15 protein-coding genes are annotated in these 21,694 nt (G+C 39.0%); 10 read left to right on the plus strand and 5 right to left on the minus strand.

Annotation, left to right across the window (positions count from 1 at the left end):
- Positions 1-59 precede the first annotated feature (59 nt).
- Positions 60-797 (minus strand): DUF4198 domain-containing protein, encoded by a 738-nt coding sequence (locus ABZP26_RS02970; RefSeq protein WP_368485341.1) that lies wholly within the window; start codon positions 795-797, stop codon positions 60-62.
- A 247-nt stretch (positions 798-1,044) separates the two neighbouring features.
- Here ABZP26_RS02970 and ABZP26_RS02975 point away from each other — a divergent pair, with 247 nt between their 5' ends.
- Positions 1,045-3,153 (plus strand): TonB-dependent siderophore receptor, encoded by a 2,109-nt coding sequence (locus ABZP26_RS02975; protein ID WP_368485342.1) that lies wholly within the window; start codon positions 1,045-1,047, stop codon positions 3,151-3,153.
- A gap of 41 nt (positions 3,154-3,194) precedes the next feature.
- On the opposite strand, the gene ABZP26_RS02980 is transcribed toward ABZP26_RS02975, so the two are convergent.
- Complete coding sequence (locus ABZP26_RS02980) at positions 3,195-3,575, minus strand: hypothetical protein (RefSeq protein WP_368485343.1); 381 nt, start codon at positions 3,573-3,575, stop codon at positions 3,195-3,197.
- 849 nt (positions 3,576-4,424) lie between these two features.
- Here ABZP26_RS02980 and ABZP26_RS02985 point away from each other — a divergent pair.
- The 4 genes from ABZP26_RS02985 to ABZP26_RS03000 all read left to right on the plus strand — a co-directional run bounded on the left by ABZP26_RS02985 (position 4,425) and on the right by ABZP26_RS03000 (position 8,981).
- Positions 4,425-6,491: a catalase gene (locus ABZP26_RS02985; protein ID WP_368485344.1), complete on the plus strand. Its 2,067-nt coding sequence runs from the start codon at positions 4,425-4,427 to the stop codon at positions 6,489-6,491.
- A gap of 86 nt (positions 6,492-6,577) precedes the next feature.
- Positions 6,578-7,561 carry a DNA topoisomerase IB gene (locus ABZP26_RS02990; protein WP_368485345.1) on the plus strand — a complete coding sequence of 328 codons (984 nt, stop codon included), beginning with the start codon at positions 6,578-6,580 and terminating at the stop codon, positions 7,559-7,561.
- Positions 7,562-7,774: 213 nt separating this feature from the next.
- On the plus strand, positions 7,775-8,269 hold the full coding sequence (locus tag ABZP26_RS02995; protein WP_013464109.1) for a general stress protein: 495 nt from the start codon (positions 7,775-7,777) through the stop codon (positions 8,267-8,269).
- A 118-nt stretch (positions 8,270-8,387) separates the two neighbouring features.
- Complete coding sequence (locus ABZP26_RS03000) at positions 8,388-8,981, plus strand: ACP phosphodiesterase (protein ID WP_013464110.1); 594 nt, start codon at positions 8,388-8,390, stop codon at positions 8,979-8,981.
- Positions 8,982-9,004: 23 nt separating this feature from the next.
- Here ABZP26_RS03000 and ABZP26_RS03005 read toward each other — a convergent pair whose 3' ends face one another.
- A complete protein-coding gene (locus ABZP26_RS03005; RefSeq protein ID WP_010390782.1) occupies positions 9,005-9,313 on the minus strand; it encodes a hypothetical protein in 309 nt (102 codons plus the stop codon).
- 173 nt (positions 9,314-9,486) lie between these two features.
- On the opposite strand from ABZP26_RS03005, the gene ABZP26_RS03010 reads away from it, so the two are divergent.
- Positions 9,487-10,599 carry an efflux RND transporter periplasmic adaptor subunit gene (locus ABZP26_RS03010; protein ID WP_368485346.1) on the plus strand — a complete coding sequence of 371 codons (1,113 nt, stop codon included), beginning with the start codon at positions 9,487-9,489 and terminating at the stop codon, positions 10,597-10,599.
- A gap of 21 nt (positions 10,600-10,620) precedes the next feature.
- Positions 10,621-13,782, plus strand: coding sequence for an efflux RND transporter permease subunit (locus tag ABZP26_RS03015; protein WP_368485347.1), 3,162 nt, complete (start codon positions 10,621-10,623; stop codon positions 13,780-13,782).
- Between the two features lie 65 nt (positions 13,783-13,847).
- On the opposite strand, the gene ABZP26_RS03020 is transcribed toward ABZP26_RS03015, so the two are convergent.
- Both ABZP26_RS03020 and ABZP26_RS03025 read right to left on the minus strand, forming a co-directional pair.
- The gene (locus ABZP26_RS03020; RefSeq protein WP_368485348.1) at positions 13,848-16,028 is read right to left on the minus strand and encodes a response regulator; all 2,181 of its coding nucleotides are present in this window, start codon (positions 16,026-16,028) and stop codon (positions 13,848-13,850) included.
- Between the two features lie 236 nt (positions 16,029-16,264).
- Positions 16,265-17,959, minus strand: a complete 1,695-nt coding sequence (locus ABZP26_RS03025; RefSeq protein WP_024601244.1) for a sensor domain-containing diguanylate cyclase — start codon at positions 17,957-17,959, stop codon at positions 16,265-16,267.
- Positions 17,960-18,179: 220 nt separating this feature from the next.
- On the opposite strand from ABZP26_RS03025, the gene ABZP26_RS03030 reads away from it, so the two are divergent.
- The 3 genes from ABZP26_RS03030 (at position 18,180) to kynU (ending at position 21,678) form a co-directional block, all read left to right on the plus strand.
- Positions 18,180-19,481, plus strand: a complete 1,302-nt coding sequence (locus ABZP26_RS03030) for an amidohydrolase family protein (protein WP_368485349.1) — start codon at positions 18,180-18,182, stop codon at positions 19,479-19,481.
- 125 nt (positions 19,482-19,606) lie between these two features.
- Complete coding sequence (locus tag ABZP26_RS03035; protein ID WP_368485350.1) at positions 19,607-20,440, plus strand: alpha/beta fold hydrolase; 834 nt, start codon at positions 19,607-19,609, stop codon at positions 20,438-20,440.
- A 2-nt stretch (positions 20,441-20,442) separates the two neighbouring features.
- Positions 20,443-21,678, plus strand: a complete 1,236-nt coding sequence (gene kynU / locus ABZP26_RS03040) for a kynureninase (protein WP_028834390.1) — start codon at positions 20,443-20,445, stop codon at positions 21,676-21,678.
- Positions 21,679-21,694: the final 16 nt, after the last annotated feature.

Consider the following 21,694-nt stretch of genomic DNA (forward strand, 5'->3'; position numbering starts at 1 on the left):
AGCCAGCATAAAACATATTGGTTAGATGGCTGTTTAATGTTGAGCGGCGAGGTTTGCTTTTATTCTGCAGCATGGGGTAAAACAAATGAGAGTGTGGCTAAATGCTCTGTTTTATCAAATACATTTAAATTTGTGCTTTTTTCGTCATAGATTGCGGCTACTACGTTTAAGCCTTGGTTACGCAATGGCAATGTGACCAAGCCGTCATCATTACTAACTATTGGCTCTTGATCTGGGTCGTTTACTAAATCATTAATTACTTTAGCGCCTTGAACCGCTTTGCTATTGAAAGTTATGCGGTAGCTGACTATTGCGCCTTTTTGATCTGAAAATTCGTTACCTACAGGTAGGATTTGTAATTGCTGATTTTTAAGTGCAGGTACTTGGGCAAGCGGGCCACGCAAATGTACTGCGTACTTTTTAGTATGTTCGCTTAATAGTGCATTGGGGATTTCATCTCGACCTTTAGCAAACCATTCACCTTCTTTTGTTTTACTCCACAATCCATTATCGAGCATACCAGTAATCGCATAAACGCTTTTATCACTTAGCAGCATCATAGGCCCTGATTCAATAAGTTTTACGTTTTTTTGTTGCCAGTTTTTATTATAGCCAGTAATGCTTTTAATTTTATTTTGTCGTTTTACGGTATCTAAATCTTGTGCGCCTTCGCCATATATAAAAGCTACCTGTGATGAGCGCTCTGCAAACCATATTGCATGAGCCTGTGCTTGTTCGCTGTATGCGCTTGATATTGAAGTGACTAATGCCATGCAGGCGAAAGGTAATATTTTCATTTTTTTCTCTAAATTTTAGGAGGTATTTATTTTTCGATGTTGAATACGTTTAACTCAAAAATAAAAACAACCCCTAATAACTTTGTAAAATTTGTTGCTGTAGGGTAGCTCTTTTTATTCTGCTTGTATATTATTGCAAATAACAATTATTACCATTTGTATTTCGTGCTTGTTTAATCGGCTCTAGTTAAAAAATTTTTTAGTGAAAACTTAACCGATTAAGCTTGTATGATATCTAAGAGATAGAATGAACTTAATAAATCGATACCAAATATCAGCCCTAACAATTGCTATAAGTACCATTTTAGCGCCTTCTGTATACGCAGCTTCAGCATCAGATAACATTGAGAAAATAGCGGTTTCGGGGGTTAGACAAGCTTTTCGTGGCGATGTGCCTTTAAGCGAGCAACCACAAAGTATTGAGTTTATATCTGCAGAAAACCTCGATGACGCAGGAGTGACTACACTCACCGATATATTTGATTTAACGCCGAGTATTTCTGAACAAAATGATTTTGGTGGATTGTGGGAAAGCTTTGCAATACGTGGGTTAGTAGGCGATGAGAATATTCCTTCAGGCTTTTTAATTAATGGTTTTTCATCGGGTCGAAGTTTTAGTGGTACCCGCGATACTAGCAATATTGATTATGTAGAAGTGATGAAAGGGCCTGGCTCAGCTCTTTATGGCCGTTCTGAGCCTGGCGGTACTATTAATATCATCACTAAAAAGCCACAGTTTGAAGAACAGGGTTCTTTGAAAGTATCAGCCGGTAGCTGGCAAAGTTATCGCGCTGAAGGCGACTACACTAATGCAATTAATGATCAAGTTGCTTTTAGAATAAACGGAGCAATTGAAGACGGTGAGGGTTTTAGAGACTACCACGAAAATAAAAAAACAGTGATCACACCTTCAGTTCTTTGGTTAATATCCGACACAACAAAATTAAATTATGAACTAGAGTATGTTGATCAGAATGTGACGTTTGACCGTGGTATTGTTGCTCTAGATGGGAAGATAGACGCATTACCTATTGAAACGTTTTTAGGTGAGCCAAGCGATGAACCAACAGAGGTTGATGCGATTTCTCATCAACTGACCTTTGAGCATCAAATAGGGCAATGGTCACTTTTAAATGGGCTTAGCTATAGCGATTCTAAATTTATAAGCGAATCGAGTGATGCTGAACTCGCCCCTAGCAGGCAGCTTTATTTTACTGATGGCGAAACCTTAAGTCGGCAACATAACGAGCGTGATTTTCAAACTAAAAACATCTCAGCGCGCACTGAGCTAAGTGGTAGCGTTACTGCTGCTGGGGTTACCCATCACTTATTAATTGGCGCAGATGCCAGCAAGTTTGATTTTGACAAACTTTGGTACAGATACCGCCCTACGCTTGAAGATACGCGCTATGCAATCAATATGTATAACCCCGTGTATGGGCAAACAGCACCCGAAGGCTCACTTTTATTTAACAGCACTGAAGTACAGCACAGTTACGGGGTTTATATTCAAGATCAGATCGACATCACTGAGCAGTGGAAAGTACAAGTAGGCGGTCGTTATGATTGGTTTGATCAGCAAATAGATAATCACATTAATCAAAGTCAGTCTAAAAGCAATCAGAGTACATTTAGCCCACGAGTAGGCTTAGTGTATGCTTACTCAGACGACATACAGTATTACAGCAGTTACTCGGAAGGTTTTAGGCCAAACAGTGGTTACGATATAAACGGTGATGCATTTAAGCCAGAATCGACAACCTCTATTGAGGCGGGTGTTAAATTTAGCACCGATACCCTAAATGGTAGCTTTACAGTATTTAGCGCCGAAAAAAGCAATATGTTGACCACAGATTTGCAAGCAGGCGTGTCGACGGCGTTAGGCGAGGTAACTAGCGAAGGCGTTGAGTTTGATTTACACGGTTATATTACAGAGCGCACCTCATTTGATTTTGCCTATACCTACACCGATGCAAAAACAGCAAACGACACGGTTAATACAGATTGGTGGGTAAAATTACCAAAAGGTAGCCCTTTACTTAATATTCCTAAACACAGTGCAAATGCGCGTATTAAAAGAGAATTAAATGATTTAATCGATTTAAATGCAAGCGTTGGTATAGCTGTTCAGTATGAGGGGGAGCGCTTAGGTGAAACCATAGACCCTACGTATTACTTACCTTCGTATACGCTGGTGAATTTGTTCGCAACTTACAACGTTAATGAAGATGTGATGGTACAACTGAACATTAATAACGTGCTTGATAAAGAATATTACTCAAATTCTTACTCTGCAATTTGGACTCAACCCGGTGAGCCAGTTAATTATAAGCTGAGCTTAAAATATAGCTTTTAATTTATCCTTGGGGCAGGCTTAACGATGCTTGCCCCATCACTTTATTCAGGCTGTGCACCTGTTCCAAGTAAAGTGTCAATATAAGCGAGCTCTTCGCTAAAAATACCACAAAAAAATGCGCTTTGTTCAATTATTACAGCGTCATTAGGCTGGGCTTTGTAGCTTTGCTGGCATCTGATAAGTTCACGGGTTAACCACGGGCACTCATTACTTGCAGTGTTTATAGCTGCTTTTAAAAAAGAGGGCCATTTGATTTTTTGTAAATTAAAGCGATAGAGCATTACAGCGATACAGCCATAGGCTTGTTGTTCTTGTGATGGTGGGTTATCACTCGTTACTACGTCGCTGTTTAACAGTTTACTGTTGATAAGTGCTTGTTGCAGTGCGACTTGTTGTGATTGACTTAAAAAGCTTGTTGTCATAATGCGTGAGTAGCCCTGGTTACAATAGAAAATAGCATTTTGTATTAAAGGCTAAGCAAGGCGTTTTATGACTCATGCAGCACCGAAAAAATGCAACAACAGTGATAACAAAATTGGCCTGACTCTTTACTGAATTATTAAAATACAATTGTAATTGATTGGATAGTTTTTAAGTATATTAGCATCAATATTTTAATATCAATGCAGCGCATAACTGAGTTAGGTAATTGACTAAATAATCACTATTAGATGCGTTTTTAAAGGAATAAAGATGTTTTTATCATTTTTTAAAAATCTTTTATATTGTTTATATAGTAATTTACTCGGTTAAATCTATCACTCATCCGCAGAGACAGATGTTATTGCTTAAGGTGCTTTATCAGTTGAGTTATCAATCTGCGCTAGGTGTTACTGAAAAATAAGAGTTATATACTTTATCAAGGTGTGGGCGTTATGCAGTAAGCCGTTTAAAGAAACTATGCCCAGATAAAGCGAGTAAATTTTTATTACCTAAACTGACATGTACAAAAGCAGAACGCTATTTTAAATAAGAATAAAGCCGAGTAACATTTACGTTCAAACCTTTCTGAGCCCTCAATAAAGACAAAGTCCTCACTAAATCTATCATTGTAAAAATACAGTAATAATGAAAATCAGAATAAAATGATGCTCTGGGGAAAGCTTACATTAGTTGTGTAATTTTTATAGTTTGTATTGGTAAAATATTTTCATTCCTTTCTTAGCTATTGATTTTAAAGCTATTTAGATATGGTCTTTTTTTTGCTTGGTTGTTGTTTTTTAACCCTTTAAAAATATAGCAATCAAAAAATCATATAAGGAAGAAAAGTTATGGCAGAGTCATTTAAGTACGCAAATAATAAAGGACATGCAGGAGAGCTTCATCAAAAAGCTAATAAAGACCATCCCGTAATGACAACCGCACAAGGTTGCCCTATCAGTGATAATCAAAATTCATTAAAAGCTGGTCAACGCGGACCAGGACTATTGGAAGATCATGTGTTACGAGAAAAGTTGTTTCACTTTGATCACGAGCGAATTCCTGAGCGAGTTGTTCACGCAAGAGGGTATGGAGCACATGGTTACTTTGAAACGTATGATGCTTTAGATGATTTGACTTCTGCTGATATTTTTCAACGTAAAGGTGAAAAAACACCTGTTTTTGCACGCTTTTCAACAGTGGCGGGTAATCAGGGATCGCCTGATTTAGCACGTGATGTGCGAGGTTTTGCCGTTAAGTTTTATACGCAGGAAGGTAATTGGGATCTGGTAGGCAATAATATCCCAGTTTTTTTCATTCAAGACGCGATGAAGTTTCCCGACCTTATACATAGCGCAAAAGCAGAACCAGATCGTGGTTTTCCACAAGCGCAAACAGCCCACGATAATTTTTGGGATTTTGTAAGTTTGTCGCCAGAATCCATGCACATGGTTATGTGGGCAATGTCAGATAGAGCTATCCCGCGCTCATTAAGGTTTATGGAAGGATTTGGCGTTCATACTTTTAAGTTTATTAATGCACAAGGTGAAGAAAAATTTGTTAAGTTCCACTGGAAACCTAAAGGCGGTATGCAGTCAGTGGTTTGGAATGAGGCATTGAAATTAAATGGCGCTGATCCTGATTTTCATCGTCGTGATATGTGGGAATCAATTAATAGTGGAGACTATCCAGAATGGGAGTTGGGCATTCAAGTATTTGATCAAAAATTTGCTGAAGAGTTCGAGTTCGATGTTTTTGATGCCACTAAACTGATACCCGAAGAGCAAGTACCAGTTAAAATTATTGGTAAAATGGTGCTCAATCGAGTCGTAGACAACTTCTTCGCAGAAACCGAACAGGTTGCATTTTGCACACAGAATATAGTACCAGGACTTGATTTTACTCCTGATCCTTTATTGCAAGGCCGTAATTTTTCTTACCTAGATACACAAACCAAACGCCTAGGTGGGCCTAATTTCACACAAATTCCTATTAATGCAGCAAAATGCCCGATGAGACATTTTCTTCAAGATGGCCACATGGCAATGCAGAACCCTAAAGGCCGGGTTAACTACGAACCTAATTCATTCAGCGGGGGTGAAAACAACCCGCGAGAGTGCCCTGTACACGGATTCAAAAGCTCAGAATCTGAAACTGACGGTGGTAAATTACGCAATCGCTCAGAAACATTTAGTGATCACTATAGCCAAGCACGACAATTTTATTTAAGTCAAACCGACGTTGAGCAAACGCATATTCAAGACGCTTTAATTTTTGAGTTATCTAAAGTAGAGCATTTACGTATCAGAGAACGCGTGGTTTCTCATCTGTTAAACATTGATAACAAGCTTGCTGAGAAAGTTGCATTGGGTTTAGGTTTACAAACTATGCCAGATGCGGCAGAAGCGGCGCTTGATACCCGTCAAGATTTACCAGTGTCTGATGCGCTAAGCATTTTAAAAAATGCGCCAAATACATTTAAAGGCAGGAAGCTTGGTATATTAGTAAGTGATGGTTTTGATGCTGAAACCTTTAATTTATTAATACAAAGCCTTAAAGAGGAAGGTGCAAGCCATGAAGTTATTGCGGCTCAAGTTGGTGGTGCTAAAAATAGTAAGGGCGAGATTGTTGAGGCCGATCAAGTTATTAATGGCGGACCTTCGGTGCTTTACGACGCAATAGTTCTGCTTACCACTAATGAAGGCGCCAAAAAGCTTGCTGAAATACCGGAGGCGAAAGATTTTGTCAGTGATGCTTATGCACATATGAAGTATATCGGCTTTAGTGATAAAGCAGCTCCTTTAATCGAGGCTACTGGTTTAAATGGACACCTTGATGATGGCTGGTTGGATTTAAATAAAATTTCCGCAAGTGAGTTTGTCTCAAAAATTCGTAACCTTAGGTATTGGAGTCGATAAATCGTGTAACAAGGGCTAGTGAGAACTAGCCCTTGTTATTGATGGCACCGTTTTATTTGAGGATTACAAAAATTTAAAGGAATAAAATGAAACTAATTTATGTCGATGATAACTTGCCGGGCATTACTCGAAAGAGGTATGAAAATCAGTGGGTTTATTATGATCCTGCAGGAAAGAAAATACATGATAAAGATGAAGTAGAGCGGTTAGACAATCTCGCTTTTCCCCCCGCATACAAAGATGTATGGTTATGTCCAGAGGAAAATGGGCATATTTTAGCTACTGGCTACGACAGCAAAGGCCGCAAGCAATACTTTTATCATCCCGAGTTTAGGGAGCAGCAAGAGCTTAAAAAGTTTGAAGCATGTGCTTTATTTGGAAATAAACTGCCTTTGTTAAGAGCAAAACTATCGGAATATTTGCGAGGTAATGAGCTTGATTACCAGCGCACAATTGCAGCCGTTGTACGTTTAATGGATCTTGGAGCCCTGCGCGTTGGCTCTAAAAAAAATGCCAAACATAATAATAGTTTTGGTGCTACAACATTGCGTAGCCGGCATGCAAAACTAACGGGTAAAAATATTCGCTTAAAGTATAAAGCAAAATCCGGTAAGCAAAGAGAAGTGAACATAACAGATAAAGTGCTTAGCTCTATCATACAGCAGTTGCAAGATTTGCCTGGGCAGAGCTTATTCCAATATATCGATGAAGACGAGTATTGTGATGTTACCTCCAAAGAGGTGAATGAGTTTATTCAAAGTGTTATGGGCGAGCAGTTTAGTGCAAAACATTTTAGAACATGGCGGGCCAGTGTTTTGGCATTTGAAGTCTTACATAAATCAAACGGCCAGCTTTCGCTTAAAGATATGTTAGATAGCGTTTCAAGTAATTTAGGGAATACCCCAGCAATAGCTCGTAATTCATATATTCATCCAAAGTTGATTGAGCTGTGTAAAGGAGGCAAGGAAGCTCTAAAGGACTTTAATAACTTAGACAAACTACCCCGTAAGACTAAGTACCTGAGTCGCTATGAACGTGGGTTGTTGATATTTTTAGAAGAACAATGCTAATAACGTTAGTCTCTTTGTAATTCTACTCATATTTCAATCGCTTGAGTGATACCTATGTGTGTGAACTTTTTACAACTTCTAGCAACTTTTACTTTAAAGCCTAGAGTTTTACTCTACTTTTTTATTTATCTAGCTGATTTTAAAGGATTAAAACTTTGGTTTGAATGTTGCTAATTACTAAGCGTACTTTCTTAAACAAATAAAGGAGTTATTATGAGTACTGTTATTACTGGGTTATTCGATAATGCATCACAAGCAACATTAGCAATTTATAGATTAGAAGCTTTAGGTGTAAGTGAGGCGGATATAAGCATTGTCGCTAACGACTCGTATACAAAGGAAGACTTTGCTGTAGATGAAGGGACCAAAGCTGCAGAGGGCGGTTTGTTGGGCGCTGCATCTGGTGGCGTGTTAGCGGCAATTATTGGTGGTTTTACCGCTGTTGGAGCAGTCGCTTCTGGTGGTGCCGGCTTATTAGTTGCAGGTCCTTTGGTTTCAGCACTTGCAGCTGGTGGCGCAGGTGCTGCCGTTGGTGGGACTTTAGGCGCAGCAATCGGCGCATTTATTCCAGAACATGAAATTAAGTATTATGAAGACGCAATTGAGAAAGGTTCAATACTCGTCGGTGTTAAATATAACAGCGATAACAAAAATAGTGTTGAAGAAATTCTTGATAATGCTGGTGCAAGCAAGGTTTCAAAAGCGTAATATTTTAGAATGCGCTATCAGTATCTAAAATGTATAAAGGTGGAACTGCGTTCCATCTTTTTACGTGTTTAAATTTAAAACTATCTGAGTTTGGTATATTAATCTATATTGGCAACCAATGAATTACTTAGCCCACCTTTATTTAGCACAGCCTACGGCTGATTCTCATTTTGGCAATTTGCTGGGAGATTTTGGTGGCCAACGACAGGTAACGCATCTACCTACAACTGTAAAAAGTGCGCTAGATAACCATTATTTAGTGGATAAATTTACTGACACACATCCTCTAGTAAAAGAAGCTAAGCAGCTTTTTTCAGCCAAGCGCAGGCGCTTTGCAGGTGTGGCAGTTGATGTGGTGTTTGATCATTTTCTTATTGCGCATTGGCAGCAGTTTAATAACCAATCACTAATTGATTTTAAGCACACCAGTTATGACCTTTTGGACAGGCGTATACCTGTAATGCCACAGAAAATGCAGCGTGTAGTAACCAGTATGACGAAAAACGATTGGTTTAAGGAGTACGAAAGCATTGATGGGGTGGGGCGGGCGCTTGATAATATTGCTAAACGTATTCGCTTTACTAATAATTTTGCAGGTACCGCTGAAGATATAATCCGCCATTATAGTGAGCTAGATGAGCTCTTTTTAGCGTTTTTCCCTGAGCTGATTAAGCACGTTAATGAGTTTAATTTGGAAAGCGCACCAAAGTAGAGTGCGCTTACAAAATAAGTGGTTTAGTCGTCTGGTCCTTTTAGGGTAAATACTAAATGTTTGCGCATATCTTTTAAAATTACGCCTTTTTTGAGCATGGCACCGCTTAAGCGTTTTTGCCACTTTAGTAGCTCCGGCTCTGCGGCTGTAAGTGCTTGTTGGTTTTCAAATTGAAAACACATTAGTAAAGAACCTGGAAATAAATGATATTCCACATCAAACCAGCATTGCAGCATACCTGGGATTTCAGCACGGCCTTGCTCTTCTATTTTGTCAGCAACATTGAGAACGAGAGCTTGTTGTTTTACTTGCACAGCAGATAGTTTTTTCATGTGGAGATCCAATTTAGAGGCTAAAAATACAGCCGGAATATTGCATTATACCCAAGCTTTCAGGGTGATAACAATGTTAGCCATACTTTAAATTAGATGGCTCACTGTGAATATTGATTGTGGTTAGTTTGGTAGTACAACCAGTTTGAATACACTATTTATCAAGGGAAATTATGAATTATATAGCTGTTTGTTTCGTTATTATTTTTATGTTGTCAGGGTGCTCTGAAGAGCAAGTTTCTGAGCAAAAATTAAAACCTGTTTCTGTCATAGAGTTAAATAAAACTAAATCGTTTGATAGTCGTATTTTATCAGGTGTTATCCAACCTGCTAACACAGCCACTTTAATGTTTGAGGTTAGCGGCAAGGTCGAAGACGTTTTTTTTGAAATTGGTGAGGCTTTTGAAAAAGGTGAGCCGTTAGCTAGGCTGGAACAAACAAAGTATTTATTGGCAGTGCAAGAGGCCGAAGGGCAGGTCTCTAATGCGAAGGCTATGCTGCTAAATGTTAAGCAAGATTTTGAGCGCAAAGCATCACTGGTTGATGATGGCGCTGTGTCACGCGCGCAATACGATGTAGCAAAGTCGCAATATGAGAGTGCCAAAGATAAAGTCGAGATTGCTAAAGTTCGACTAGCGATGGCAAAAGAAGAGTTACAAGATACCACGCTAATTGCGCCCTATGCAGGGACTATTTCAAAACGTAATATTGAACCTTCACAACAGGTAAGCCCAAATACGTCTGCATTTATAATTCAAGGTAAAGAAAATTTTGAAGTCTCTATCCTTGCCCCTGAAGCGATTCTCTCCTCATTAGCTATTGATAAGCCTGCTAAGGTAACTATTTCAGCATTAGATAAAACGTTGAATGCCAAAATTAAAGAAATTGGCACAGCTGCTCAAGGCGCGAATGCGTTTCCTGTTATTTTAAAGATATCTGCAAATGATGTTGCAGATATTAGAACGGGTATGAGTGCTGAAGTACAATTTAAACAACAGCAGGAAGCCATAGATGCTTTTGTAGTACCTGTAAGTGCCATTATGGCGCAAGAAAATAATCAGCATTTTGTTTTTAAGCTGGTACCTACAGCGCAAGCTGAATCACAACAAGCAGGTTATGTTTTACAAAAAATAACCGTGGACGTAGTAACGTTTTTTGCGCAGAAAGCGCAAATTAAAGGCGATTTAAAAGAAGGGGAGCGAATTGTTAATGCGGGAATGGCTTTTTTACACGATGGGCAAAAAGTGACGCTTATCGAGGGTGAAATCAAGCGCCTTAATCCATAACCCGTGACGGAGATTTAAACGATGAAAATCCCTACTATTTCAGAGCTTGCTCTTGATCATAATCGCTTGATGCTGGCCATCGTCTTTGGCCTTATGCTATTTGGCGCATTTAGTTATTATCAACTACCCAAACAAGAAGATCCTAAAATAAAAATTCGTGAGGCGGTTGTAACAACCGCTTACCCTGGCATGAGCGCAAAAAAAGTAGAGCTGTTGATCACTAAAACACTCGAAGAAGCGATACGTGAAATGCCCAGTATTACCGAAATTCGTTCAGTATCTATTCCTGGCCGCTCTATTATTCACGCAGAGCTCAAGCAAAGTGTTGAGCAAAGTGAGTTTGATCAGCAGTGGGATATCCTGCGCGACCAAATTAACGCGGTTCGAGGCGAGCTACCCAGTGGTACTTTACCTTATGTAATTAATGATGATTTTGGTGATGTTGCCGTGTTAACGGTGGCACTTATTGCAGATCCCGCTTATAGCATGGGGGATCGCCAAGATGTGGCGCAACATATTGCCGATATGATGCATCAAGTCGAAGGCACAAAAAAAATTGATATTTTAGGCATTCAGCAAGAGCGTATTTTTATTGAAACTAAAAACGCTAAGCTCGCTCAATTAGGGATTGCACCCACACAATTGATTGCGGCTTTAAAAAATCAAAATATTATACGTCCCAGTGGCATTATTGATGCCGATGGTGAAAACTTTATTATCCAGCCTTCTGGGAATTACCAAAGCCTAGCTGATATACGCAATACGCTGATCACTGTTCCCAATCAATCACAAACCATCTTATTACGTGATATTGCCAAAATAAGCCGTGAAGTGATCGACCCCCCATCAAGAACAAGTTACTACAATGGCCGTCAAGCCATTATTTTTGCAATCTCTAAGGATGAACAAGCGGATGTGCTGAAGTTCACTCCTAAAATGGAAGCGATGATAGCTCAAATTAATCAAACTATACCTGCGGGCTATCAATTAAAAAATATTACCCGCCAAGCCGATGTGGTTGCCGATGCTGTATTTGGTGTGAGCTTTAGTGTGTTACAAACCATTGTTGTTGTCTCTATTGTGGTTATTATGTTTTTAGGTCTACGCACCGGCTTGATTGTAGGTTCGATTGTACCTGCAGCTATTCTAATCACGCTTTCAATTATGAACTTTATGGGTATTCCGCTGGAGCGTATGTCGCTTGCCACGTTAATTATAGCGCTTGGGCTACTGGTTGATGATGGCATAATAATGGCTGAAGATTTTAAAAAGCGTATAGAAGAGGGCGAAACGCGTGACGAAGCTATTCGTAATACCTCGGGTACGCTTGCGATACCCTCTTTAACCTCATCGTTGACTACTATTCTTGTGTTTTTGCCATTGATGTTGGCGCAAAGTAGTGCGGGTGAATATACACGCTCTATTTCGCTGGTGGTGTTAATTGCATTGCTTATTTCATGGGCGTTGAGCCTAACCTTTACTACTTACTTGTGTCATCGCTTTGTGAAAAAGGAAACGAGGCAAAAGCAAAATATTATTCGCCGTAAAATTAATGGATTTTTCGATAGCCTTAGTCCGCTTTATGAAAAAGTATTAAGACGAATTATGCGCGCTCGTATAGCTTTTGTTGTTGTGATATTGGGGCTATTTTTTGTTGGTGGTTGGGCTATGAGTTTAGTGCCTGCTAAGTTTTTTCCAGACTCCGACCGCGCGCAAATTTTAGTGTATTTAGATATGCCAGCCGGCACGTCAATGCGTAAAACTGATGCAACGATACAAGCCATTTTAAAAAAATTGGATGATAAAGCGCGTTTTCCGCATATTAAAAAATATGCTGCTTATGGTGGATTTGGCGGGCCACGGTTTGTTTTGTCACTCACACCGATTGATCCTGAGCCTTCAAAAGCATTCTTTATGATTGATGTTGGAGAGCGAAAACTAGCTGAGCCAACAATGAATAGCGTGCGCGACATGTTTGCTCAAGACTTTCCTGAAGTTATGGGGCGCGCCACTAAAATGTTTTTAGGGCCCTCAGATTCTTCACTGATAGAGATTCAAATTAAAGGCCCAGACAGTAATTATATTTATTCTATTGGCGAGGAAATTAAAACCTTATTGCGCAATACAGACGGCGCATTCGATGTTAAAAGTGATTGGGAAAACCGCATTACTACACTTAAAGTTGAGGTTAACCAGCAAAATGCTCGTCGTGCTGGGGTTAGTTCAAACGATGTTGCCCAAGCATTAGAAACCTACTTTTCGGGACGCACAATCTCTGAGTTTCGTGAAGGTGATGACATATTCCCCATTGTGTTAAGGGCACAAAACAGTGAACGTTACGATCTAGACCGTATTAACAGCGTAAATGTTTATTCTTCGGCTCGAGGCGTTAATGTACCTTTAATGCAAGTGGCCGACATTCGCTATGAAACGCAATTTGCGCGTATTGCGCGTGAAAATTTATTTCGTACTGTAACAGTACAAGCTAAAAACCAGATTATGTCGGCGCAAAGTATGGTGCCATTAATTGAAGGAAAGCTTGATAAAATAAGAGACAAATTACCACCTGGTTATGAAATAGAATATGACGGTGTAATTGGAGACTCCGCTGAATCGCAAGCGTCAATTTTAGCTAACTTACCGCTGTGTATTGCCATTATGGTGTTTATTATTATTGCGCAATTTCGCTCTTACCGTGCAACTAGTATTGTGTTTTTGACTGTGCCATTGATCATCATTGGTGCCGCTTTTGGTTTGTTAATTATGCAGGCAAATTTTGGGTTTATGGTTATTTTAGGTCTATATGCGCTTGCCGGTATTATCATTAATAATGCGGTTATATTAATTGACCGTATTAATATTGAACGTAAACAAATTGAGCACAGTGAACAACAAACCGCTGAGCAGTATAATCAACAAAATTATGAGGCGGTGATTAGCGCTTCTTTAAGACGTTTACGACCTATATTAATGTCTACTTGTACAACAATAATAGGCTTAATGCCGCTCATTTTATCTAAAGATGTTTTGTTTTATGGCCAAGCAAGCACTATTGCGTTTGGTCTTGCAATGGGAACAATTTTAACATTAGGATTTGTTCCGGTTGTGTATACTTTTTTCTTTAAAATAAAGCCGGTTAAAGCAGATAAACAACAAACCCAGCGTGAGTTAGAGCAGGCTTAATACGAAGGGCTGATAATAGTTTTATCCCTATTTAGTGGTGATTTTAGCCACTAAATAGGCCTGTTTTATTCATGCTTTATTTGTTTAGATAAAAACAAGTTAGTAACGTCTGCGACTTTGATTAACGACTCTTTATCAGCTTGACTCCAAGTTACCTTTGAGCCCACACTTTCACAACAAATGACACCTAACGGTTTGCTATTAAGTGTATAAATGTAATCAAGTAAAGAATAAATATCGAGTGGCTCAAAGTAAGAGTGAGAGAACGGCTTGGTTACTTCGTTATTTCTGGCATCAGAAGCGTCAAGTACTTGGTTAGCTAAAATATAGTTGAAATAAGCAGGGGAGTTTTCTGTGTATAGAACAGTTCCACTTGACACGTCATTATTTTCATCAAGGCAAATTAAGCAATTTAATGTACTGTATTCCTTATTAAATAACCAAAGGCTCACTCGATTAGCATTGGGAATAAGCGCTTTTAACTCTTTGCATATTTGCTTTAGCTTCCGGTCGCTAGAAACATTAGGATCGCTAATTTTTACTGCTAAGTTTTTTAGGTTGAGGTTTTTAGGATTATAAACATTGAGTAAGCTATTGATCTTAGCTTTATCAAACGGTTTAGTTAAGTAGCCATCCATACCAATATCTAAATAATGCTCAATGTCTTGTTTTAGGGTATTTGCTGTCATAGCTATAATCGGAACGGTTTTACCTGTAGGAAGCGCTCTAATAGCTTGCGTAGCTTTTATGCCATCCATTTCAGGCATTTGTATATCCATGAAAATTAAGTCTACCGAATGCTCCTTGAAGTACTTAACGCATTCTTTACCGTCCTCTGCGATAATTAAATTAGCATTATGTGCTTTGAGCATTTTAACAATAATAAGCTGATTTATTTTATTATCTTCGGCAATTAAAACAGTACTACCTTGAAGGTTTGTTATATCAGTGCACTGCTTCGAGGTTGGTGGCAATAAAGCAATCTCAAAGCTTTGCTCATAGGTAAACGTGGAGCCCTTATCTATTTTGCTGGTAAAGCTAAGGTGCCCCTGCATTAACTCACTTAAACGAGCGCAAATTGATAAGCCTAAACCTGTGCCTCCATATTTCCTTGAGGTTGATGAGTCGGCCTGATGAAACTCTTTAAATAAATGCTCTTGAACAGTCTCATTAATACCAAGGCCTGTATCAATAACTTCAAAGGTGAGTACTTGTGTTTGCAATGTACTATTTTTAACACTTATCTTCAGCTCTACTTGGCCAAAGTTGGTAAATTTAATCGCATTTGAGCACAGGTTATTTAAAATTTGCGAAATCCGAAGGGGATCGCCTTTTAAATTGTCTGCTATTTTAGGGTCTATCGATGTAATCAGCTTTATGCCTTTAGCAGATGCCTGCTGTAACTGGGGTTTTATTACATCGCTAATAACCTCATTAAGACTGAAGTTGATATGTTCAATTTCTAATTTGCCAGCCTCAATTTTAGAAAAGTCTAAAATATCGTTAACAATATTTGATAAGTAATGTGCTGACTTTAATATGCTTTTTAAGGTGCTGTTTTTTTCCTCTGTGGTGGTCTCTGAGATAGCAAACTCAGCTAAATTTAAAATTCCATGTAATGGGGTTCTCAGTTCATGAGTCATATTTGCCAAAAATTTACTCTTTGTGTTATTGGCGATATCCGCGGCTTCTTTTAACTTTTCTAGCTCTTTATTGTGTTCTTTTTGTTTTTCTAACGCCATAAACAGCTTTTTATTATTAAGCCGAAGCTCTAATTGCGCAATGACCTCTTTGCTCAAAACCGTGAGTGCATTTATTTGTTTGCTTGAAAGCTTTTTTGGTTTATCGCTAATAACACATAACGTACCTATAGCGTTTCCTCTTGGTGTGATGAGAGGTGCACCTGCATAAAAGCGAATATTTGGGTCGTTTGTAACTAAGGGATTATCGTGAAAGCGGGTGTCAGTAAGTGCATTTTGAACTTCGAATACTTGGTTTTCTAGAATTGCGTGAGAACAAAACGAAATATCTCGTGCGGTTTCGGCTACATCAATACCATGCTTTGACTTAAACCATTGCCTGTCAGGGTCAACAAGACTTATTAGTGAGATTGGCGTTTCGCAAATATCAGATGCAAGCTGGGTTAAATCGTCAAAGGATTTTTCAGCTTCAGTGTCTAAAACGTCATACTCATATAAGTCTTTTAGCCGTGATAGTTCATCCTCAGGTGTTGACGCTTTTATCATTATGTAACCTTGTTTTTGTTATGCTTAACAATGAGTAATAGAATAAAAATAATAACGCATTGGCTAGTATAAAATGAAAAAATACGCGTTTAATGTCAATTTGCTTAAAGTGTATTTTTATTTACGAATTCATCTACTGTTGAAAATTCAAGCTAAATTATTGTGCTTAAGTATTTAGCTTATATGACCTTTTAAATTTTTACGAATTGATTTAAAACAATCCGTCTTATAGGGAGTCAATCAACAATTTTATTTCGACCACTATTTTTTGCCTCGTATAAATAGTCATCAACGTATTTTAAGCTGCTTTGTAGGCTAATTGTGCCATCGTGGGTAAGCAGTCCAATACTGACAGTAAAGCTAATATTTTTATTACGATAGTAAACTTTATGTTCATTCACTGCGTTTTTAATACGCTCAGCGGCTTGTTTAGCTTCGGCTTTGTTTGTGTTAGGCATAATAATTAAAAACTCTTCACCGCCAAGGCGAAATACGGCGTCATTTTTTCTCGTGAGGCCATGTAAAATATTAGCGAGTTCTTTTAAACCCTTATCTCCAGCTTCGTGGCCGTAGTTATCATTTATGGCTTTAAAGTGATCTATATCGAGCATTAATAATGAAATATAGGTATTTTCATCTTGTGTTTTTAATAGCTCATCGGTAAGAAACCTGTATAAGGTTCGCCTATTTAAACATCCTGTAAGTGGGTCTACATTAGCTTGTTTTTCTAACTCTTTGTTAAGTGTAAATAGCTCTTGAGTGCGCGCCTGTATCCGTTGCTCTAAACTAGTATTAAGGGCTATGAGTTTGTGTTCTATGTTTATTTCTTTGCTTACATCGTTTTGCACCGCAAAGTAATAAGCGATTTTTCCATCTCTATAAATTGGCGATATTGCCAACTCATTCCAATAGGGTTCCCCACTTTTGGTGTAGTTTAAAATTCGGGTGCTTATAGGCAGCCCTTTTTTGAGGTGAGTTTTAAGTTTAGCTATCGTTTTTAAATCAGTGTTTTCACCTTGTAAAATAGAGCCGAGCTTTTTGCCTTCGACTTCAAAAAGGCTATACCCTGTCATTTTTTCGAATGATCCATTAACCCAAATAACATGCTTATTTTTATCGGCAATGACCATTCCTACCGTAGTTTCTTTGAGTGCAGTAACTAAAAAGTCTCGTTCAAGGGCTATTTTTTCACTTCCTGTTATATCCTGAAAAATGCCGTATAGCTTAGTAATTTCACCATTTTTATTTCTTGATACGTTACCGCTTGATATCACAGTGCGTTCTTGTTGGTCGTCATCTACAACACGTAATTTTATACAACTCCATTCTTGCCCCGTTAAAAGCGCATTTTCGACAGCGCTGGCTATTTTGGGCTTATCATCTGCATGATAAAAGTTTATTGCAGTATCTAACTGTGGTGAATAGCGACTAGGGGCAACACCATGGATAGTGTAAATTTCATCGGTCCAAAATAATTGGTTGCTATTACAGTCGAGCTGCCAATAACCTACTTTTAAAACTTCGCCTGCGTTTTCTATGATGGTTTGTAATTCGTTATTACTAATAACAGAGGACACTTGGGAAAAATGCTGGTTAAAAACTAAAACCATATATTGGTGTTGGTTTTGATCCACATTATGTAAGCAGCAATTCAGTTTAATAGAGTAATCGGTTGCAAATGTGAGCTCAATATCAAATTGGTCTAACTCATTATGTTGCGATTTTAGTGCGAGAATTTGTTGTTGTAATAGTGTTTTGCTTTGAGTTGTACAACAGGCATACAGGCTTTCAATGGTTGGCATGTTTTTGGTTGTAATATTTAGCTCTGACCACCCATCTGAGAGATAACTGAGCTGATCATGGTTATCAAATACCATTAAAAGAAAGTTGCATTTTTCTAGCAGTGCAATATTTATGTCTTTAATATCCATAAGCTCCCTACATATGAAAAGTATTACAACAATATGGTTAAGTATAGACATCTTCTTTTATTTTTTCCGTTTGAAGGCAGTGTAAATAGTGGTCAGAATTTTTACTAAAAACGTATTTCAGGTTTGTTTTTGTGACTTTCCTGATAAGGTATTGGTTGTATAACAATATTTTAACGTTATTTCGTTGCTGTTAACGAAAAGCGAATCATTGGAGATTTTCATGAGCATATTTCGATTGAGTGTTATTACCTCGATTTTTTTAGCCGCAAATTTTTGCGCCAGCAATGCACAAGCCAATACTAAAGTGATTCATGCGGGAGAGCTATTAAGCGTCCCTGGCGAAAAATCACAGCAAAAACAAACTGTAGTAATAGAAAATGGTAAAATAGTGTCTGTATCCGCTGGTTTTTTACCGGCCTCTCGATTTGGTGATGATGCTCAATTAATCGATTTATCAACCAGCTTTGTTATGCCAGGGCTTATGGATATGCATGTGCATTTACAAGGTGAGCTTGGGCCAGATAATAAAAAAGAACTGGTTGAAATGTCTGATGCAGATGTAGCAATGCGCAGTGTTTATTTTGCAAATAAAACCCTAATGGCGGGATTTACCACCGTGCGTGATGTAGGTAGCCAAAGCGAGCAAATGTACGCATTACGTAAAGGGGTGGCGAATGGCTGGGTTAATGGCCCGCGTATTATTGCCGGTGCTGGAGTTACTATTACTGGTGGGCATTTAGATGTTGATGGTATGAGTCCTGATTTACTTACCATAAAAACGCCACCAACAGTGTGTGATGGCGCAGTTGAGTGTCGTAAAAAAACACGTTATGCAATTAAGTATGGGGCGGATTTAATTAAAGTGGCCTCTACCGGTGGTGTACTTTCTGATACCACCACGGGGACAGGTCAACAAATGGAAGACGATGAGCTCAAAGCCATTGTAAAAACCGCACATGGGTTAGGACGAAAAGTAGCAAGCCATGCCCATGCTGCACAAGGTATTAATGCCGCACTTCGTGCAGGGGTTGATAGCATTGAACACGGCAGTTACACCGATGAAGAAGGCATCAAGCTCTTTAAAGAAACCGGCGCTTACCTTGTACCAACGTTATTAGCTGGCGATACTGTGGTTAATATGGCAAAAAATTCAGATTTTATGTCTGCACCTATTAAGGCTAAAGCAACGAGAGTGGGGGGCGATATGCTCAACAACTTTACTAAGGCTTACAAAGCCGGCGTTAAAATTGCTTTTGGCACTGACAGTGGCGTATCAAAGCATGGTATTAACGCAAAAGAAGCCGTATTGATGTATGAAGCCGGTATGAGTACCTCCGATATTTTAAAGTCGGCAACCGTCAATGCTGCTGATTTAATTGATATGAGCCAGAGTTTAGGCACTATAGAGCCTGGTAAGTTTGCCGATATTATTGCCTTAGATTCCAGTCCACTTAGCGATATTAGCGCTTTAATGGATGTTGATTTTGTGATGAAAGAAGGCGTAATTTTCAAACAACAATAAACACTATATTTATTTTATTATGAATGACGTTATAACGTTGGTAGGTCGTACAACAAAATGTTTGTAGACGATTGACCAGCGTTATTTTGTTATACCGTTTTTAGGTAAAAAGGAAGTAGTTTATTTTGAAGAGCTTAGTGGTTTTATTTTTTAGTGTATGGCCTTTGTTAGCAAATAGTGCCTCGCAGCAACCAGTTCAATTTCCTGATGTTGAAAATAATGTGGCTTATGCAAAAGTGGCTTCATTGGGATTTAACTTAGCCGATGAAAAAATAGCCTACGGCAGTGATGAGTCACAGTACGCATTACTTTGGCGCGCAAAGCAAGCACTGGTGCAAACGCCGTTAGTTATTTTACTCCATGGTGGCTGTTGGCTTAGTGAGTACGATATTAAACACACGTATGCGTTAAGCACGGGGCTTGCACAAGCTGGCTTTAACGTGTGGTCATTAGAGTATCGAAGAAGTGGTACAAGCGGTGGTGGCTGGCCTGCAACGTTTAATGATATAAAAGCCGGTATTTTAGCGGCTAGTACTTACAATAAGGGCGAGTTTAAATTAGCTGACTCGGTTGCGGTAGGGCACTCTGCTGGTGGACATTTAGCACTGCTTGCAGGTGGTGAAATAAGCCAGCTTAAAGGCGTTATTGGTTTAGCCCCTATCACTGATATAAAAGCATATGCACGTGGTAATAATAGCTGTCAAAAAGTGACAAAAGATTTTATGCAAGGTATGCCAACTGATAAACCTAAGGCTTACACGCAAGCTAACCCGAGTGAGCAGCCACTTCATCCCCAAAGCATTATTTTACAAGGTGACAAAGACGCCATTGTCCCCGCTTTTAATTTAGCGCAGCTTAAACGCCCGGTGGTGATGCTCGAAGGCGTGGGGCATTTTGATTGGATCCACCCAGGATCTGAGGCATTTAGTACACTAATAAAAAATTTAAATGAGATATAAAAATGAATTTTAATGAGATTGTAGCGCTTGATAAAGCCGACCCGCTGGCTAATAAACGCGATGAATTTGATTTACCCGCAGACACTATTTATCTCGATGGTAATTCACTAGGTGCCTTGCCTAAAGCCGTTAAGTCGCGCGTGGCAGAGGTGGTAAATCAACAATGGGGTAGTCACTTAATTAGAAGTTGGAATGATCACCAATGGATTGATTTACCCACTCAGGTAGGAGATAAAATAGCGCCGATTATTGGTGCTGCAAAAGGCCAAGTGATTTGTTGTGACTCTATTTCAGTTAACTTGTTCAAGCTGTTAAGTAGTGCGTTATCGTTAAACCCTGGCCGAAATGTGGTGTTATCCACGCAAGATAACTTTCCAACCGACTTATACATGGTACAAGGGTTAAGTGACTTATTAGGCCCTGACCTATGTCAGCTTAAATTAGTAGCAGAGCAACACATTGAACAAAGCCTTAGCGATTCAGTGGCGGTGCTGCTATTAACGCAGGTAAACTTTAGAACCGGGCAGCTATTAGATATGCAAAAGCTGACCAAGCTTGCCCACGAAAAAGGCATTTTAGTGATATGGGATTTAGCCCACAGCGCGGGTGCTTTACCGGTTGAGCTCGATAACTGTAATGCTGATTTTGCCGTTGGCTGTGGCTATAAATACTTAAACGGTGGCCCGGGCTCGCCTGCATTTTTATATGTGGCAAAACGTCATCAGGCTAGTGTAAAGCAGCCACTATCAGGTTGGATGGGTCATGCTAAACCGTTTGCTTTTAATGCTGAATATCAGGGCGCTGATAATATAAATCAGTATTTATGTGGCACACCCAGTGTGATTGCTATGAGTGCGTTAGATGCCGCCCTTGATGTATGGCAAAACGTAGACATTTCTCAAATAAGAGAAAAGTCGATTGCACTTGCCGAGGTATTTATTAAATTGCTACAAACACATTCATGCTTAAGTGATTTGCGTTTATGCTCTACTGAAAATGCCTGTCAAAGAGGTAGCCAATTGGCGTTTTCACATACAGACGCGTTCGCTATATGCCAAGCGTTAATTGAAAAAGGGGTTATTGCTGATTTTCGTGCGCCCAATATATTACGATTTGGCTTTACACCTCTTTATACCTCATTTGAAGATATATGGAATGCGGTCACGATTTTGGCTGAGGTGGTTAAAACCCAGCTATATACTCAGCCACGTTTTAATTTAGCAGGTAAAGTAACGTAACGTCATGATGAGCCAT

Origin of the sequence: Pseudoalteromonas sp. SD03 (assembly GCF_040937955.1) — a bacterium.
GTDB lineage: Bacteria > Pseudomonadota > Gammaproteobacteria > Enterobacterales > Alteromonadaceae > Pseudoalteromonas > Pseudoalteromonas tetraodonis.

What these genes read in the sequence shown, in the direction of transcription:
- ABZP26_RS03005 (WP_010390782.1), bottom strand. Translation starts at nt 9,313, where the DNA reads ATGAAAAAACTATCTGCTGTGCAAGTAAAACAACAAGCTCTCGTTCTC.
- ABZP26_RS03015 (WP_368485347.1), top strand. Translation starts at nt 10,621, where the DNA reads ATGAAAATCCCTACTATTTCAGAGCTTGCTCTTGATCATAATCGCTTG.
- ABZP26_RS02990 (WP_368485345.1), top strand. Translation starts at nt 6,578, where the DNA reads ATGAAACTAATTTATGTCGATGATAACTTGCCGGGCATTACTCGAAAG.
- ABZP26_RS03000 (WP_013464110.1), top strand. Translation starts at nt 8,388, where the DNA reads ATGAATTACTTAGCCCACCTTTATTTAGCACAGCCTACGGCTGATTCT.
- ABZP26_RS02970 (WP_368485341.1), bottom strand. Translation starts at nt 797, where the DNA reads ATGAAAATATTACCTTTCGCCTGCATGGCATTAGTCACTTCAATATCA.
- ABZP26_RS02995 (WP_013464109.1), top strand. Translation starts at nt 7,775, where the DNA reads ATGAGTACTGTTATTACTGGGTTATTCGATAATGCATCACAAGCAACA.
- kynU (WP_028834390.1), top strand. Translation starts at nt 20,443, where the DNA reads ATGAATTTTAATGAGATTGTAGCGCTTGATAAAGCCGACCCGCTGGCT.
- ABZP26_RS02975 (WP_368485342.1), top strand. Translation starts at nt 1,045, where the DNA reads ATGAACTTAATAAATCGATACCAAATATCAGCCCTAACAATTGCTATA.
- ABZP26_RS03025 (WP_024601244.1), bottom strand. Translation starts at nt 17,959, where the DNA reads ATGGATATTAAAGACATAAATATTGCACTGCTAGAAAAATGCAACTTT.
- ABZP26_RS03010 (WP_368485346.1), top strand. Translation starts at nt 9,487, where the DNA reads ATGAATTATATAGCTGTTTGTTTCGTTATTATTTTTATGTTGTCAGGG.
- ABZP26_RS02980 (WP_368485343.1), bottom strand. Translation starts at nt 3,575, where the DNA reads ATGACAACAAGCTTTTTAAGTCAATCACAACAAGTCGCACTGCAACAA.
- ABZP26_RS03020 (WP_368485348.1), bottom strand. Translation starts at nt 16,028, where the DNA reads ATGATAAAAGCGTCAACACCTGAGGATGAACTATCACGGCTAAAAGAC.
- ABZP26_RS03030 (WP_368485349.1), top strand. Translation starts at nt 18,180, where the DNA reads ATGAGCATATTTCGATTGAGTGTTATTACCTCGATTTTTTTAGCCGCA.
- ABZP26_RS02985 (WP_368485344.1), top strand. Translation starts at nt 4,425, where the DNA reads ATGGCAGAGTCATTTAAGTACGCAAATAATAAAGGACATGCAGGAGAG.